Raw genomic sequence first — 14,478 nt, 5'->3', positions numbered from 1 at the left:
ATGACCACCACCCTACAACTCGGCTTGGCCGTCGGCGGCGGGCTCGTCCTGGCCGGCGTCATTGCCTACAACACCTGGTCGGCGCGCAAGAACGCCCCCAAGCAACCCGACCCTCTGCCCACCCCTGTGGAGCCCAGCGCGCCGGATGCCGAGCGCCGCGACCCTGCTTTTGACAGCGGCGATCTGCCTCCGCTGCCCACACCCGAGCGCAAGCCCGGCATGGACGCATTGATCGACGTGCTGGCACCCATTGCGCTGGAGCACCCGGTGTCGGGCGATGCCGCGCTGGCAGCCATGCCGCCGACCCGCCGCGTCGGCAGCAAACCCTTTGCCATTGAGGGCCTGAACGTGGCCAGCCAGCAGTGGGAAACCCCGCTGGCGGGGCAGCGCTACAGCCAACTGCAGGCGGGTGTGCAACTGGCCAACCGCACCGGCGCGCTCAACGAGATCGAGTTCTCTGAATTTGTCATCAAGACCCAGGCCTACGCCGACACGGTGAGCGGCCTGCCCGAATTTCCCGAGATGCGCGAAGAAGTGGCCCGGGGCCGCGAGCTCGACCAGTTTGCCAACGACCACGATGCCCAGCTCGGCTTCACCCTGCGCGCTGTGCACGCCGCCTGGAGCCCTGGCTACGTGCAGCAGCACGCCGCCCGCCTGGGCTTCGTGCCCAGCCTGATCCCCGGCCGCATGCTGCTGCCCAGCAGCACGCCCGGCATGCCGCCCATCCTGGGCCTGGCCTTCGACGCGCAAGCGGCTTTGGCCGAAGACCCCGACCAGTCGGCCCTGCGCGAAATCACCCTGAGCCTGGACGTGCCGCAGGTGGACCGCGCCGAGCAGCCCTTTGTGCGCCTGCGCGACACCGCCGCCGCCCTGGCCGAAGCCATGGACGGCAGCCTCACCGACGACCGGGGCTACCCGTTGCAGCGCGACGCGCTGGACGGCATCGGCGCCTCGCTGGAGCAGCTGTACGACACGCTGGACTCGCGCGAGCTGGCGGCGGGCTCGGTGCTGGCGCGGCGGTTGTTCAGCTGAGTGTTATGGAAAGTTCAGACCTTTTTAGCCCTCCAGCGCTTATTCCATCGGCACAAGCAGCTACAGAAATAGAAGCACTGCGCACCCAGCTCAATGCCTGGGGCCACAGCTACTACGTGCTGGACGCGCCCAGCGTGCCGGATGCCGAGTACGACCGCGTGTTCCGCGCCCTGCAGGCATTGGAAGCCGCCCACCCCGCACTGCTGACCGCCGACTCGCCCACCCAGCGCGTGGGCGGCAAGCCGCTGCCCGAGTTCACCTCGGTGCGCCACGCCGTGCCCATGCTCAGCATCCGCACCGAAACCGACACCGAACCCAGCGGCGCGCAGAACTTCGACACCCGCATCCGCAAGGAACTGGCTTTGACCGAAGCGGACCCGCCGGTCGAGTACGTAGCCGAGCCCAAGTTCGACGGCCTGGCCATGAGCCTGCGCTACGAGCAGGGTGTGCTGGTGCAGGCCGCCACCCGGGGCGACGGCGAGTACGGCGAAGACGTGACGCAAAACATCCGCACCATGCGCCAGATTCCGCTGCGCCTGCAAGGGAGTGCGCCGCCGGTGCTGGAAGTGCGCGGCGAGGTCTACATGCGCCTGGCCGATTTCGATGCGCTCAACGAGCGCCAGCGCGAAAAAGGCGACAAAACCTTCGTCAACCCGCGCAACGCCGCCGCCGGTGCCGTGCGCCAGCTCGACCCCGGCATCGCCGCACAGCGACCTTTAAGCTTTTTTGCCTACGGCCTGGGCGAGGTCACGCCGCCAGAGCAGGGCGGCCCGGTGTTCGACACGCACTATGCGCTGCTACAAGCTCTGAAAAAATGGGGTTTTCCGGTCGCAGAGCAGGTAGAAACGGCACGAGGTGCTACGGAATTGGTAGCGTACCACCAGAAAATCGGTGCCGCCCGCGACAGCCTGCCGTATGACATCGACGGCGTGGTCTACAAGCTCAACGCCTTGGCCCTGCAGCGGCAGCTCGGCTTTGTGTCGCGCGAGCCGCGCTGGGCCGTGGCGCACAAATACCCGGCGCAGGAGCAGCTCACTTCTATTACCGCCATCGACGTGCAGGTGGGCCGTACCGGCAAACTCACGCCGGTGGCGCGCCTGGCCCCCATCTTTGTCGGCGGCGTCACGGTGACCAACGCCACCTTGCACAACCTGTTCGAGCTGCGCCGCAAACGTGTGCGCGTGGGCGATACCGCCATCGTGCGGCGGGCGGGCGATGTGATTCCCGAGGTGGTAGGCATCATCGACAAGCCGCGTGCCCAGTACGTCCCCAACTTCCGCATGCCGCGTGCCTGCCCCATTTGCGGTAGCAAGGTGGTGCGCGAAAAAACCGAGATGAACCACCGTTGCAGCGGCGGCCTGTTCTGCCCCGCGCAGCGCAAGGAAGCCATCCTGCACTTCGCCCACCGCCGCGCCGTGGAGGTCGAAGGCCTGGGCGACAAGCTGGTGGAGCAGCTGGTGGACACGGGCGTGATCCGCACCTTGCCCGACCTGTACAAGCTGGGCTTCACCGCCTTGTCCGCCCTGGACCGCATGGCCGACAAGTCGGCGCAGAACATCCTGGACGCGCTGGAAAAATCCAAGAGCACCACCTTGCCGCGCTTCCTTTTCGGCCTGGGGATTCGCCACGTCGGCGAAGCCACCGCCAAGGCGCTGGTCCGGCATTTCGGCAAGCTCGATGCTGTGATGGATGCCACGCCCGAGCAACTGCTGGAAGTCGCCGATGTCGGCCCCATCGTCGCCCTGGCCATCCGCACCTTTTTCGACCAGCCGCACAACCGCGAAGTGGTGGAGCAACTCCGCGCCTGCGGCATCCGCTGGGAGGAGGGTGAACCCGCCCAGCAGGCTCCCAAACCCCTGGCAGGCCAGACCTTTGTCCTCACCGGTACCTTCCCCACCCTCAGTCGCGACGAAGCCAAGGACTTGCTCGAAGCCGCCGGTGCCAAAGTGGCCGGGTCGGTGAGCAAGAAGACCAGCTATGTGGTGGCGGGCGAGGAGGCAGGCAGCAAGCTCGACAAGGCGCAGGCGCTGGGCATTACCGTGCTGGACGAGGCGGGGATGTTGGCGTTGTTGCAGGTGGGTGCTACAGAGGAATAGCGGTACAGTTACAGCTAGCCATGAAACCTTCCCTCGCCCTCAGCCAGAACCGCGATGCCATCCGTGCGGCCACCCGCCGTTGCCGGGCGGCGAACCCGCGTATTTTTGGTTCGGTTTTGCACGGCAATGACCGCGAAGGCAGCGATCTGGATTTGTTGGTGGATGCCCTGCCGGGTGCCACCTTGTTCGACCTGGGTGGTCTGCAGGATGAATTGGAAGAGCTGCTGGGTATCCGCGTCGATGTATTGACCCCGCGCGACTTGCCGCCGAAGTTCCGTGCGCAGGTGCTGGCAGAGGCGATGCCGGTGTGATGCCAAACAAGCTCGCTGACTACCTGGGGCACATCCAGCTAGCCGCCACGGATGCCTGTGGTTTTATCCTCGGCTTGTCGAAAGATGCTTTTTTATCCGACAGGCGTACCCAAAATGCCGTGGTGATGAGCTTGATTGTGCTGGGCGAGGCATCCACCAAAGTAATGGAGCTGTACCCAGAATTTGCGCAGAGCCATGCCACCGTACCCTGGCGGCAGATGCGCGGTATGCGTAACCGGATCGCCCACGGCTATTTTGAAGTGGACTTCGATATGGTGTGGGATACCGTGACCACGGCATTGCCTGCGTTGCTGGCACTGCTTCCTGGCGTGCATGCAGCGGCTGAAGCCTACGTTCCACCCCATTCCTGACCCCCAAATGACCCTCCACACCATCCTCAAAATGGGCGACCCACGCCTGCTGCGCACGGCCCAGCCGGTGACTGTATTCGACACCGATGAACTCCATCTGCTCATCTCCGACATGTTGGACACCATGCGCTCGGTCAACGGCGCGGGGCTGGCGGCACCGCAGATTGGGGTGGATTTGCAACTGGTGGTGTTTGGCACGGCCGATGTGAATCCGCGCTACCCGGACCGGCCCGTCGTGCCGCCTACGGTGCTGATCAACCCGGTGATCACGCCCATCGGCGACGCGGAAGACGACGACTGGGAAGGTTGCCTGTCGGTGCCCGGCCTGCGTGGGCTGGTGCCGCGCTGGTCGCGCATCCGCTACACCGGCTTTGACCAGTATGGCGACACTATAGACCGCACGGTGGAGGGCTTTCATGCCCGCGTGGTGCAGCACGAGTGCGACCACCTGATTGGCAGGCTGTACCCCACGCGCATGCGGGATTTGACGCGGCTGGGCTACACCGAGGTACTGTTCCCGGCGCTGGACCCGGCGGACGACGATTAATAACTGGATCTAAAGGCATAAATAGCCCGATTAGCACCCGCTTCCCGGCGCTTAAACCCCCGGTCCACGGCGCTACCATCGCGCGATGAAAGCTCTTTTTCCTGCACTTGCGGCCACCCTGGCCTTGCTGGGCTGCGCCAAGATGGAGGCCCGCATACAGGGTTGGATGGCCAGCAGCGTGCCCGCCTACGCGGTAGTCAACGGCGTATTGCTGGAAGGCCAGGCCACTATTTTCCACGACCGCTCCGGCGGCACCTTGCGGCTCGCGGCCAGCCAGCCCCGCCAGACTTGCGTGGGCGACTTGCGCTACACGGCCACAGCGGCGGGCAGCCTGGCGTTACATTGCGACGGCGGCGTGCATCTGCGTATGGCGTTTACCGCCGTCGATGCACTGCGCGGCTTTGGCTCGGGGGCGACCGATCAGGGGCCAGCCGCTTTCACCTGGGGCATGGGGCCTGCCGATGCTGTGGTCTATCTGCCGTTGCCTGCGGGCCAGCGTATGGCGGAGCCGGTGGCCGATGCGATTACTGCGCCCACTGTCCCAACGGCCCCTGTTCAGGCCGCGCAGTAACGGCATCTTTTAGCGCACGACCGGGAACTTCTTGAAGTAATTGGTTTCCAGTAGCTCCAGATTTTGCTGTTGCAAGGCCGTGTCGAAAGCATTGCGCATCTGCAAACCGGCGGGCGTGCGCCGAAAGCAGACATGCAGGCTCAGCTGGGCGATCGGCCGAGCGTTGAACGCGATTTGCTCTGCGCCCCCGGTGCGGGACAGGGTGTAACGCAGCACGTTCTTATCGACCACGATGCCCCGGATCTTGCCCGCGCGCAGCTTCTGGATGTTCACCGCATCGCTGGCTTCGGCCACCACCGGCTGGCGCTTGGTCTGGATGGCCTGGTCTAGCGCTTCGCCGTTGAGGTAGCCGTCCACGATGCCCAGCGTGTAGGGGGCCAGGTCGGCGATAGAGTTCCAGGTGATGGTGCTGGTTCGCAGCGTGGCCAGCCCCAGTACGCTGTTGCCGATCGACTGCGACAGGTGGCAGGCCTGCTCGCGCTCTTTGCTGTAGTACTCGGGAAAGTAGCCATCGAAACTGGGATCCTTCTCGCCTTTTTGCACGGCCGTGGCCCAGTCGAACGATGCACTGAGCAGGCGGTAGCCCGATGCCTTGGCTACCACCGAGGTGATGTGGCCGGACAAGCCACCCTGGGGCAGCAGCAGGCCGTTGTAGGGAGGCCATTCCAGTGTGGCCAGGCGGATCAGGCCGGGGTCGGTTTGGGCCTGGCAGTGCACGGTGCCCAAGATCCCCAATGCCAGTACAAAAACAAAGCGCTTCACAGACTTCCCCAGGTGGTGGTAGTTGGGCCACTGCGTGGGGCCTTAATCCCTATTTTTTCGCATACAAAATGGATTGTATTTTTATTTGCGTCCAGTTCTTCAGGTATCTGCGGGCGGGTCGTTCTCTATGCGCAATACCGGCCATTTGCTATAAGATAAGTAGCTATAAGTGCAGGTGCGAATAGCACCAGAGCTATTTTTAACTACTTGCTACATGCCCCATCCACTCGTCCAGGTCCATCCGGAAACCCATGGCATCGTGCTCGATCTGGCCTACGCCACGGCCAACAACATCGCGGGCCGACCGATTTACGACCGCGCCCACTGCCTGCTGCACCGCGATGCCGAAGCCTGCCTGCGCAAGGCCGTGCTGTTGGCCGCAGAAGCGGGTTTGCGGCTGAAGATATTCGATGCTTTCCGCCCCCATGAGGCCCAGGTGCTGCTGTGGCACACCGCACCCGACCAGGCCTATGTGGCCGACCCCGCCATCGGCTCCAACCACACGCGCGGCACCGCGGTGGACCTGACCCTGGTGGACGCACAAGGTGCCGAGCTGGACATGGGCACGGCTTTTGACGACATGACCGATGCCTCGCACCATTTCAGTGAACAGGTGTCGGCCCAGGCCCAGGCCAACCGCCTGCAGTTGCTGCGGGTGATGGAAGGCGCGGGCTTTGAACATCTGCCCCACGAGTGGTGGCACTACGCGCTGCCCGGCCACTACGGCCTGATCGACAGCACGGCGCTGGGCGATCTGAGCCCGATGCGCCCGGCTGCATAGGAGGCTGCCCGTCGTGGCCTTCCGGTGCTGCTAAGCACATAAGCGTATACCGTACCTGCCTAGACAGGAGGGTTAGCATGGATCTTGCACTGTGTACCGTTTGGTATGCTGTTTCTGTTTTATCCATCTGACCTTAAGGATTTCCTGATGCGTTTCACCACAACCGTAATTTCGCGCCGTACGCTGGCAGCAGCCGTGGCTTCGACCCTGGTTTGGGGCTACGGCATGGCACCCGCCCTGGCGGCCACGCCCAAAGACACGCTGGTGCTGGCCTTTGCGTTTGACGACATCATCACCATGGACCCGGCCGAGGTGTTTGAAATCTCGGCCAGCGAAGTGATGGGCAATACCTACGACCGGCTGGTGCGGCTGGACATCAACGATCCGTCCAAGTTGGTCAACGACATCGCCAAGTCCTGGACGGTGTCGGCCGACGGCAAGACCTTCAGCTTCGAGCTCAAGCCCGGCCTGAAGTTCGCCTCGGGTAACCCCCTCACGGCGGACGACGTGGCCTTTTCGCTGCAGCGCGCGGTGCTGCTGGACAAATCTCCGGCCTTCATCCTCACCCAGTTTGGTTTCAGTAAAACCAACGTCAAAGACAAGATCAAGGCCACCGGCCCACTGACCATGACGCTGGAAACCGACAAGGCCTACGCCCCGTCGTTTGTCATGAACTGCCTGACCGCTGACGTGGGTGCGGTGGTGGATAAAAAGCTGGTGCTGGCCAACGAGGTGGCGGGCGACCTGGGCTATGCCTGGCTCAAGACGCATTACGCTGGTTCCGGCCCCTTGAAGCTGCGCGAATGGCGGGCCAACGAAGTGGTGGCCCTGGAGCGCAACGACAGCTATTACGGCAAAAAGGCCCCGCTGGCCCGCGTGCTGTACCGCCACATCAAAGAGTCCAGCACCCAGCGCCTGCTGCTGGAAAAGGGCGATATCGACATCGCGCGCAACCTGGCTCCGCAAGACCTGGCCGCCATGGCTGGCAACAAAGACATCAAGATCGAGTCGGCCCCCAAGGGCACGGTCTACTACATCAGCCTGAACCAAAAGAACCCCAACCTGGCCAAGCCCGAGGTGCGCGAAGCCCTGAAATGGCTGGTGGACTACGCGGCCATCGGCGACACGCTGATCAAAAATATCGGCACGGTAGACCAAAACTTCCTGCCCGTGGGCCTGCTGGGTGCCAGCACGGTCAACCCCTACAAGCTGGATGTCGACAAGGCCAAGGCGCTGCTGGTCAAGGCCGGGCTGCCCAATGGCTTCAAGGTCACCATCGACATGCGCACCATCCAGCCGGTGCAGGGCATTACCGAGTCCTTCCAGCAAAACGCCAAGCGCGCGGGCATCGACATTGAAATCATTCCTGGCGACGGCAAGCAGGTGCTCACCAAGTACCGCGCCCGTACCCACGACATGTACATCGGCCAGTGGGGTGCCGACTACTGGGACCCGCACAGCAACGCCACCTTTGTGCAGAACTCCGACAACAGCGACGATGCCAAGGCCAAGCCCCTGGCCTGGCGCAATGCCTGGGTCGCCCCCGAGCTCGAAAAAATGGCCGATGCCGCCGTGCTGGAGCGCGACACCGCCAAGCGCAAAAAGATCTACGAAGACATGCAGGCTGAATTCCGCAAGACCAGCCCCTTCATCATGCTGTACCAGCAGGTGGAAGTGGCCGCCGTGCGCAGCAACGTGGCGGGCTTCAAGCTCGGCCCCACGTTCGGCTCGGACTACATGTTTACCGCCAGCAAGCGCTAAGCCTGCATGCGAAAACTCCAGGCCCTGGGCCGGTTTGCGGTCGTCATCGTCCTGACCTACCTGGGCCTGCTGGCCGTCACCTTCTTCATTGGCCGGGTCATGCCCATCGACCCGGTGCTGGCCATCGTGGGCGATCGGGCCTCGGGCGAGCTGGTGGCCAAGGTGCGCGAGGAAATGGGCTTCAACAAGCCGCTGTGGGAGCAGTTTTTTATCTACATCAGTAAGGTGCTGCGCGGTGACTTTGGCACCTCGGTGCTGAGCTCGCACCCGGTGATGGACGACATCCGCCGCGTGTTTCCCGCTACGCTAGAGCTGGCCACGCTGGGCATCCTGATTGGCGTGGGCTTTGGCGTGCCGCTGGGCGTGTGGGCCGCTGTGCGCCGGGGCGGGGTGGTGGACCAGATCGTGCGGGTGATGGGCCTGGTGGGCTATTCGGTGCCGATTTTCTGGCTGGGGCTGATGGGACTGGTGCTGTTCTACGCCAAGCTGGACTGGGTGGCCGGGCCGGGGCGCATTGATGTGGTCTATGAATACACCCTGACCCCCGTGACGGGCCTGCTGCTGCTGGACGCGGCCATGGCCGGGCAGTGGGATGCGTTTGGCAATGTGCTGTCGCACCTGATTCTGCCGGCCTCGCTGCTGGGCTATTTCTCGCTGGCCTACATCAGCCGCATGACGCGCTCTTTCATGCTGCACGAGCTGGGGCAGGAGTACATCGTGGCCGCCCGTGCCAAGGGCTTGAGCGAAGCCCGCATCATCTGGCGGCACGCGCTGCGCAATGCCATGGTGCCGCTGGTCACCGTGATCAGCCTGTCGTACGCCGGTTTGCTGGAGGGCTCGGTGCTGACCGAGACCGTGTTCGCCTGGCCCGGCCTGGGCCTGTACATCACCAATTCGCTGCAAAACGCCGACATGAACGCGGTGCTGGGCGGCACCATTGTGGTGGGCTCGATCTTTATCGGGCTGAACCTGCTGTCGGACCTGCTCTATAAAACTTTAGACCCTCGCACCCGAACCCGATGACCACAAGCAATTTGCACGACTGGCTGATGAGCGACCGGCCTGCCTCGCGCCGCCAGGCCGCCTGGGGCCGGGCCTATGGCGCGTGGCGCATCTTTCTGCGCAACCGGCTGGCGGTGCTGGGCCTGGCCATTGTGCTGGCCCTGGTGCTGGTGGCCCTGCTGGCCCCGTGGATTGCACCCTACTCGCCCACGGTGGGCGACTTGCGCACCACCCGGCTGCTGCCGCCCTCGCAGATGTTCTGGCTGGGCACGGACGACCAGGGGCGGGACATCTTGTCGCGCCTCATCCATGGCTCGCGCATCACCCTGATGGTCGTCGTGCTGGTCGCTGTGCTGGCCGCGCCCATCGGGCTGCTGGTGGGCACGGTGGCGGGCTATGCGGGTGGCATGGTGGACGCGGCGCTGATGCGCATTACCGATATTTTTCTGGCCTTTCCCCGGCTGATTCTGGCGCTGGCCTTTGTGGCCGCGCTGGGCCCCGGTATCGAGAACGCGGTGATCGCCATTGCCATCACCGCCTGGCCGCCGTATGCGCGCATGGCCCGGGCCGAGACGCTGACCGTGCGCCAGACCGACTTTATTGCGGCGGTGCAGCTCATCGGCGCGTCGCCCTGGCGCATCGTGCTGCACCACATCATGCCGCTGTGCCTGTCTTCGGTGATCGTGCGGGTCACGCTGGACATGGCGGGCATCATTCTCACCGCTGCCGGGCTGGGCTTTCTGGGCCTGGGCGCGCAGCCGCCCACCCCCGAGTGGGGCGCGATGATCGCCAATGGCCGCCAGTACGTGCTGGACCAGTGGTGGGTGGCGGCGGCACCGGGGGCGGCGATTTTTCTGGTCAGCCTGGCCTTCAATCTGGTCGGTGATGGCTTGCGCGATGCGCTGGACCCGAAAGGCGTGAAATGACAGAACCCCTGTTGGTGGTGGATGACCTACGCGTCGCCTTTCCCAACCGCGACGGCGGCTGGGTCGAGGTGGTGCGCGGCGTGTCGTTCACGCTGGGCAAGGAGCGCCTGGGCATTGTGGGCGAGTCGGGTTCGGGCAAGTCGCAGACGGGTAGGGCGATTCTGGGCCTGACGGCCCCCGAGGGCCGGGTCATTGCCAAGCGTTTGGCGTTCAAAGGCACCGACCTGTTGCATTGCAGCGCCCAGGAGCGCCGTACCTTGCGCGGTGGCCGCATCGCCATGGTGTTGCAAGACCCGAAGTTTTCACTCAACCCGGTGATGCGCATCGGCGACCAGATCGTCGAGACGCTGCAGGCGCACAGCAAGGTATCGAACGCCCAGGCTAGAGCGCAGGCCCTGGCGGCGCTGGAGCAGGTGCAGATCGACGACCCGGCCCGCGTCTACAAGCTGTACCCGCACGAGGTGTCGGGCGGCATGGGCCAGCGCGCCATGATCGCCATGATGCTGATCGCCAACCCGGATTTGCTGATTGCCGACGAGCCCACCTCCGCCCTGGACGTGACGGTGCAGCTCCAGGTGCTGGCGATCCTGGACGCGCTGGTAGTACAGCGCGGCATGGGACTGATTTTTGTGTCGCACGACCTGCGTCTGGTGTCCACCTTTTGCGACCGTATTCTGGTGATGTACGCCGGGCGGGTGGTGGAAGAGCTGCCTGCGGGCGGGCTGGCGCAAGCCAAGCACCCCTACACCCTGGGCCTGCTGAACTGCCTGCCGCAACTCGGCGACAACCGGCACCCACTGCCCACGCTGAACCGGCAGCCGGAGTGGGCTTTATGAGTGCGTCTGTAGGCCTGGAGGTCAAAAACCTGCGCGTCAGTTTCGACGGCTTTGTGGCCGTGGCCGACACCGGGTTCACCGTGCAGGCGGGCGAGAGCTTTGGCATCGTGGGTGAATCGGGTTCGGGCAAATCCACCGTGCTGCGGGCCATCTGCGGGCTGGCGAAGCGGGAAACCGGCACCGTGCAGCTCTTGGGCCCGGCACCGCAACCTTTGCCCGGGAGCAAACCGTTTCGCCGCCTGGTGCAAATGGTGTTCCAGGACCCCTACGGCTCGCTGCACCCGCGCCACACCGTGGACCGCCTGCTGGCCGAGCCGCTGGCCATCCATGGGATGGGCGACGAGCAGGAGCGCATCGAGCGCGCGCTGGACGAGGTGGGCCTGGGGCAGGGCTTTCGCTTCCGCTACCCGCACCAGCTCTCGGGTGGGCAGCGCCAGCGCATTGCCATTGCCCGCGCCCTGATTCTGGAGCCGCAGATTCTGCTGCTGGACGAACCCACTTCGGCCCTGGATGCCTCCGTACAGGCAGAAGTGCTAAACCTGCTGGAAACCCTGCGCGCCCGGCGCGGCCTGACCTTCATCATGGTCAGCCACGACCTGGCCGTGGTCACGCACCTGTGCCAGCGCCTGATGGTGATGCAGCGCGGCCAGACGGTGGAAATGCTGGCATCCGCCGACCTGGCCGCCAGCCGGGTTACCCAGCCCTATACCCGCCAATTGATGGAAGCTGCGGTAGGCTTCCGACGGAAAGAAACCACACCATGATCCGCTGGGAATCCCACGCCTGCCTGCCGCTGCACCCGCAGGCCAGCTTTGCACCCATCGATCGGCTGCGCGCCGCCGGGGTGGACTACGTGTCCATCAACGTGGGCATGGACATGAACCCAGTGCAGCAGGTGATGGCGGTGATCGCCGGGTTCCGTGCCACCATAGCCGCCCACCCGCAGCGCTACCGGCTGGCCCACAGCGTGGCCGACATTGCCCAAGCCAAAGCTGCAGGCCAGATCGCTATCGGCTTTGATCTGGAAGGTGCGATGCCGCTGCTGGAGCAGCCCGAGATGGTGGCGCTGTACGCCGCGTTGGGTGTGCGCCAGATCCACTTTGCCTACAACCGCAACAACAGCGTGGCCGACGGCTGCCACGACACCGAGCGCGGCCTGACCCCGCTGGGTGAGCGCATGGTGCAGGCGGTAAACGCCGCAGGCATGCTGATGGACTGCTCGCACACCGGCCGAAAGTGCAGCCTGGACATCATGGCCGCCTCCAGTGCCCCGGTGATCTTCAGCCACGCCAATCCGCTGGCGCTGGTGGCGCATGGCCGCAACATCACCGACGCGCAAATCCGCGCCTGCGCCGCCACCGGCGGGGTGGTGTGCGTGTCGGGGGTGTCGTTTTTTCTGGGGAACGAGGCGCCCACTGCTGCCGATGTGGCCCGCCACGCGGCCTATGTGGCCGAGCTGGTGGGCGCGCAGCATGTGGGTATCGGGCTGGATATCAGCTTTGCGCAACCGGAGCTGCACGACGACCCGCCTGGTGGTTACGATCCTACCTACTGGTGGCCGGCATCTGCAGGCTACAACCGGGCCATCAGCCGGGCCCGCTACACCCCGGTGGAGACCTGGCAGGTGCTGGGCCAGGCTTTGCAAGACGTGGGCATGACCGCTGACGATGCCGCATTGGTGATGGGCGGCAACATGCTGCGGGTGGCGCAGCAGGTGTGGAAATCTGAATAAAAACAGGCTCCAGCGCTTATTCCATAAGCACGAGAAGCTATAAATTAAATAGCAATTGCTGGTTACCGCACCAGCAGCGCATTTACCGCCTGCAGGTCTTCGGGTTTCAGGCTGCCGCTGGCCTGGCGCAATTTCAGGCTGCCCAGCAGCACGTTGTAGCGGGCCAGGGCCAGATCGCGCTTGGTCTGGAACAACTGGCTTTGCGAGTTCAGCACGTCGATGTTGATGCGCACACCCACCTGGTAACCGAGCTTGTTGGCATCCAGCGCAATCTGGCTGGAGGTTTCGGCGGCTTCCAGCGCGCTGACCTGGCCCACGCCCGACAGCACGCCGTAGAACGCGGCCCGGGTGGCCTGGGTGACGGCGCGGCGGGCGGCATCCAGGTCGGCCTGGGCCTTGTCTTCCAGCGACAGGGTTTCGCGGATGCGGTTCTGGATGGAATAGCCTGCAAACAGCGGGATGTTGAAGCTCAGGCCGATTTGGGCGGTGTTGGTACGCGAGCCAGGCTGGGCGCTGGTGGTGCCATTGGGGTAGCGGTTGATGTTGTAGCCCGCCGTCAGGTCCAGGGTGGGCAGGTTGGCGGCCTTGGCCTTTTGGGTTTCCAGTCGGGCCACTTCCAGGGCCAGCGCGGCTTGCAGCACATTGGGTTGCAAGGATTCAGCCTGTTGCACCCAGGTGCCGATGTCGGCGGCCTGCAGCGTGGGCAAGACCACCGGCTGGGCCAGCGGGATGGGCTGGGCGTTGGTCTTGCTGGCCAGGGTGTCCAGCGCCAGGCGCTTGACGACCACGTCGTTGTCGGCGGCAATTTCCTGCGCGCGCACCAGGTCGAACTGGGCCTGGGCTTCGCGGGTGTCGGTGATGGTGGCGGTGCCCACCTCGAAGTTGCGCTTGGCCGAGGCCAGTTGCTCGCCCACGGCGGTTTTCTGGGCCCGTACAAAGGCCAGCGTGTCCTGCGCGGCCAGCACGTCAAAGTAGGCCTGGGCCACGCGCACCACCAGGTCTTGCTCAGCCACCTGGAGCTGGGCCTCGGCCACGTCGACCAGCTTCCTGCCCTGCTCGTAGGCGACGCGGTTGGCCGGGCGGTACAGGGGTTGCGAGCCGCTGAGGGTGGCGGTCTGGGTGGTGTAGTTTTTCTCGAAGCTGGGGTGGCGGCCTTCGAGCAGGCTGCGGTTCAGCCCGGCAGACAGGCCCACGCTGGGCAGCAGCCCGGCCTTGGCCTGGTCGGCCAGGGCCAGATTCGCATCAAACTGCGCCTTGGCCGATTGGTAGGTGGAGTCACTGGCGCGGGCGGCGTCGTAGAGTTCGACCAGGCTTTGCGCTTGTGCCGCGCCAGAGAAAACGGCCAGCAAGGCCCAAGTGCAGGTGGCGAGCGGAAAGCGTTGCATGGTCATCCTTAAGTTTCCAATCTGAAGTATTCAGTAGCGGGGCACGTTGGCATCGCGTTGCAGCGACCAGGCATCGATGCCGCCCGCAATATTCACCACATTCTCAAAACCGTTTTGCAGCAGAAACTGCGCTACGCGCTGGCTGCGGGCACCATGGTGGCACAGGCAGGCAATAGGCTGGTGCGGGTCCAGCTCGGCCAGGCGGGCGGGGATGTCGCCCATGGAGAGCTGCACCAGGGTGAAGCCGTCGGCCTGCACGCTGGCGGCCTGCCACTCACCGGGTTCGCGCACATCCAGCACCACCGGGGCGGTCTGGGCTTGCAGCCACTGGGGCAGGTCGGTGGGGGTGATCTGGGCAATCATGG

Annotated in this window: 16 protein-coding genes; 13 read left to right on the top strand and 3 right to left on the bottom strand. The window is 64.6% G+C overall.

Annotated elements, in window-relative coordinates; genetic code table 11:
* The 6 genes from AC097O_RS10605 to AC097O_RS10580 all read left to right on the top strand — a co-directional run bounded on the left by AC097O_RS10605 (position 1) and on the right by AC097O_RS10580 (position 4,928).
* Positions 1-1,032 (top strand): cell division protein ZipA C-terminal FtsZ-binding domain-containing protein, encoded by a 1,032-nt coding sequence (locus tag AC097O_RS10605; protein ID WP_479592743.1) that lies wholly within the window; start codon positions 1-3, stop codon positions 1,030-1,032.
* 5 nt (positions 1,033-1,037) lie between these two features.
* Positions 1,038-3,128 (top strand): NAD-dependent DNA ligase LigA, encoded by a 2,091-nt coding sequence (ligA, locus tag AC097O_RS10600; RefSeq protein WP_479592742.1) that lies wholly within the window; start codon positions 1,038-1,040, stop codon positions 3,126-3,128.
* Positions 3,129-3,148: 20 nt separating this feature from the next.
* Positions 3,149-3,439 (top strand): nucleotidyltransferase family protein, encoded by a 291-nt coding sequence (locus AC097O_RS10595; protein WP_479592741.1) that lies wholly within the window; start codon positions 3,149-3,151, stop codon positions 3,437-3,439.
* Positions 3,439-3,810, top strand: a complete 372-nt coding sequence (locus AC097O_RS10590) for a HepT-like ribonuclease domain-containing protein (protein ID WP_479592740.1) — start codon at positions 3,439-3,441, stop codon at positions 3,808-3,810. Before AC097O_RS10595 ends, AC097O_RS10590 begins: the two co-directional genes overlap by 1 nt.
* 7 nt (positions 3,811-3,817) lie before the next feature.
* Entirely contained in the window at positions 3,818-4,357 is a 540-nt protein-coding gene (def, locus tag AC097O_RS10585) for a peptide deformylase (RefSeq protein WP_479592739.1), read from the top strand.
* 85 nt (positions 4,358-4,442) lie between these two features.
* The gene (locus tag AC097O_RS10580) at positions 4,443-4,928 is read left to right on the top strand and encodes a hypothetical protein (protein WP_479592738.1); all 486 of its coding nucleotides are present in this window, start codon (positions 4,443-4,445) and stop codon (positions 4,926-4,928) included.
* Between the two features lie 9 nt (positions 4,929-4,937).
* Here AC097O_RS10580 and AC097O_RS10575 read toward each other — a convergent pair whose 3' ends face one another.
* Positions 4,938-5,690, bottom strand: a complete 753-nt coding sequence (locus tag AC097O_RS10575) for a substrate-binding periplasmic protein (RefSeq protein ID WP_479592737.1) — start codon at positions 5,688-5,690, stop codon at positions 4,938-4,940.
* A gap of 214 nt (positions 5,691-5,904) precedes the next feature.
* Between AC097O_RS10575 and ddpX the strand changes: the two genes are divergently transcribed.
* The 7 genes from ddpX (at position 5,905) to AC097O_RS10540 (ending at position 12,728) form a co-directional block, all read left to right on the top strand.
* Positions 5,905-6,471, top strand: coding sequence for a D-alanyl-D-alanine dipeptidase (ddpX, locus tag AC097O_RS10570; RefSeq protein ID WP_479592736.1), 567 nt, complete (start codon positions 5,905-5,907; stop codon positions 6,469-6,471).
* Between the two features lie 147 nt (positions 6,472-6,618).
* Positions 6,619-8,232 carry an ABC transporter substrate-binding protein gene (locus tag AC097O_RS10565; protein WP_479592735.1) on the top strand — a complete coding sequence of 538 codons (1,614 nt, stop codon included), beginning with the start codon at positions 6,619-6,621 and terminating at the stop codon, positions 8,230-8,232.
* Positions 8,233-8,238: 6 nt separating this feature from the next.
* Positions 8,239-9,255 (top strand): ABC transporter permease, encoded by a 1,017-nt coding sequence (locus AC097O_RS10560; protein WP_479592734.1) that lies wholly within the window; start codon positions 8,239-8,241, stop codon positions 9,253-9,255.
* Positions 9,252-10,160: an ABC transporter permease gene (locus AC097O_RS10555; RefSeq protein WP_479592733.1), complete on the top strand. Its 909-nt coding sequence runs from the start codon at positions 9,252-9,254 to the stop codon at positions 10,158-10,160. The genes AC097O_RS10560 and AC097O_RS10555 overlap by 4 nt, the downstream gene beginning before the upstream one ends.
* A complete protein-coding gene (locus tag AC097O_RS10550; RefSeq protein ID WP_479592732.1) occupies positions 10,157-10,996 on the top strand; it encodes an ABC transporter ATP-binding protein in 840 nt (279 codons plus the stop codon). The genes AC097O_RS10555 and AC097O_RS10550 overlap by 4 nt, the downstream gene beginning before the upstream one ends.
* Positions 10,993-11,760, top strand: a complete 768-nt coding sequence (locus AC097O_RS10545; RefSeq protein ID WP_479592731.1) for an ABC transporter ATP-binding protein — start codon at positions 10,993-10,995, stop codon at positions 11,758-11,760. The genes AC097O_RS10550 and AC097O_RS10545 overlap by 4 nt, the downstream gene beginning before the upstream one ends.
* Entirely contained in the window at positions 11,757-12,728 is a 972-nt protein-coding gene (locus AC097O_RS10540) for a dipeptidase (RefSeq protein WP_479592730.1), read from the top strand. The genes AC097O_RS10545 and AC097O_RS10540 overlap by 4 nt, the downstream gene beginning before the upstream one ends.
* 62 nt (positions 12,729-12,790) lie before the next feature.
* Here AC097O_RS10540 and AC097O_RS10535 read toward each other — a convergent pair whose 3' ends face one another.
* Both AC097O_RS10535 and AC097O_RS10530 read right to left on the bottom strand, forming a co-directional pair.
* On the bottom strand, positions 12,791-14,113 hold the full coding sequence (locus AC097O_RS10535) for a TolC family outer membrane protein (protein WP_479592729.1): 1,323 nt from the start codon (positions 14,111-14,113) through the stop codon (positions 12,791-12,793).
* A 30-nt stretch (positions 14,114-14,143) separates the two neighbouring features.
* Positions 14,144-14,476: a rhodanese-like domain-containing protein gene (locus AC097O_RS10530; RefSeq protein ID WP_315184136.1), complete on the bottom strand. Its 333-nt coding sequence runs from the start codon at positions 14,474-14,476 to the stop codon at positions 14,144-14,146.
* Between the last annotated feature and the right edge of the window lie 2 nt (positions 14,477-14,478).

It is taken from the genome of Rhodoferax sp. LS1P39 (genome assembly GCF_056521425.1).
Note: the sequence above shows the minus strand (reverse complement) of the source record. Positions and strands in the feature narration are given on the sequence as shown.

Coding starts and splice junctions, on each gene's coding strand:
- AC097O_RS10605 (WP_479592743.1), top strand. CDS start 1: ATGACCACCACCCTACAACTCGGCTTGGCCGTCGGCGGCGGGCTCGTC.
- ligA (WP_479592742.1), top strand. CDS start 1,038: ATGGAAAGTTCAGACCTTTTTAGCCCTCCAGCGCTTATTCCATCGGCA.
- AC097O_RS10595 (WP_479592741.1), top strand. CDS start 3,149: ATGAAACCTTCCCTCGCCCTCAGCCAGAACCGCGATGCCATCCGTGCG.
- AC097O_RS10590 (WP_479592740.1), top strand. CDS start 3,439: ATGCCAAACAAGCTCGCTGACTACCTGGGGCACATCCAGCTAGCCGCC.
- def (WP_479592739.1), top strand. CDS start 3,818: ATGACCCTCCACACCATCCTCAAAATGGGCGACCCACGCCTGCTGCGC.
- AC097O_RS10580 (WP_479592738.1), top strand. CDS start 4,443: ATGAAAGCTCTTTTTCCTGCACTTGCGGCCACCCTGGCCTTGCTGGGC.
- ddpX (WP_479592736.1), top strand. CDS start 5,905: ATGCCCCATCCACTCGTCCAGGTCCATCCGGAAACCCATGGCATCGTG.
- AC097O_RS10565 (WP_479592735.1), top strand. CDS start 6,619: ATGCGTTTCACCACAACCGTAATTTCGCGCCGTACGCTGGCAGCAGCC.
- AC097O_RS10560 (WP_479592734.1), top strand. CDS start 8,239: ATGCGAAAACTCCAGGCCCTGGGCCGGTTTGCGGTCGTCATCGTCCTG.
- AC097O_RS10555 (WP_479592733.1), top strand. CDS start 9,252: ATGACCACAAGCAATTTGCACGACTGGCTGATGAGCGACCGGCCTGCC.
- AC097O_RS10550 (WP_479592732.1), top strand. CDS start 10,157: ATGACAGAACCCCTGTTGGTGGTGGATGACCTACGCGTCGCCTTTCCC.
- AC097O_RS10545 (WP_479592731.1), top strand. CDS start 10,993: ATGAGTGCGTCTGTAGGCCTGGAGGTCAAAAACCTGCGCGTCAGTTTC.
- AC097O_RS10540 (WP_479592730.1), top strand. CDS start 11,757: ATGATCCGCTGGGAATCCCACGCCTGCCTGCCGCTGCACCCGCAGGCC.
- AC097O_RS10535 (WP_479592729.1), bottom strand. CDS start 14,113: ATGCAACGCTTTCCGCTCGCCACCTGCACTTGGGCCTTGCTGGCCGTT.
- AC097O_RS10530 (WP_315184136.1), bottom strand. CDS start 14,476: ATGATTGCCCAGATCACCCCCACCGACCTGCCCCAGTGGCTGCAAGCC.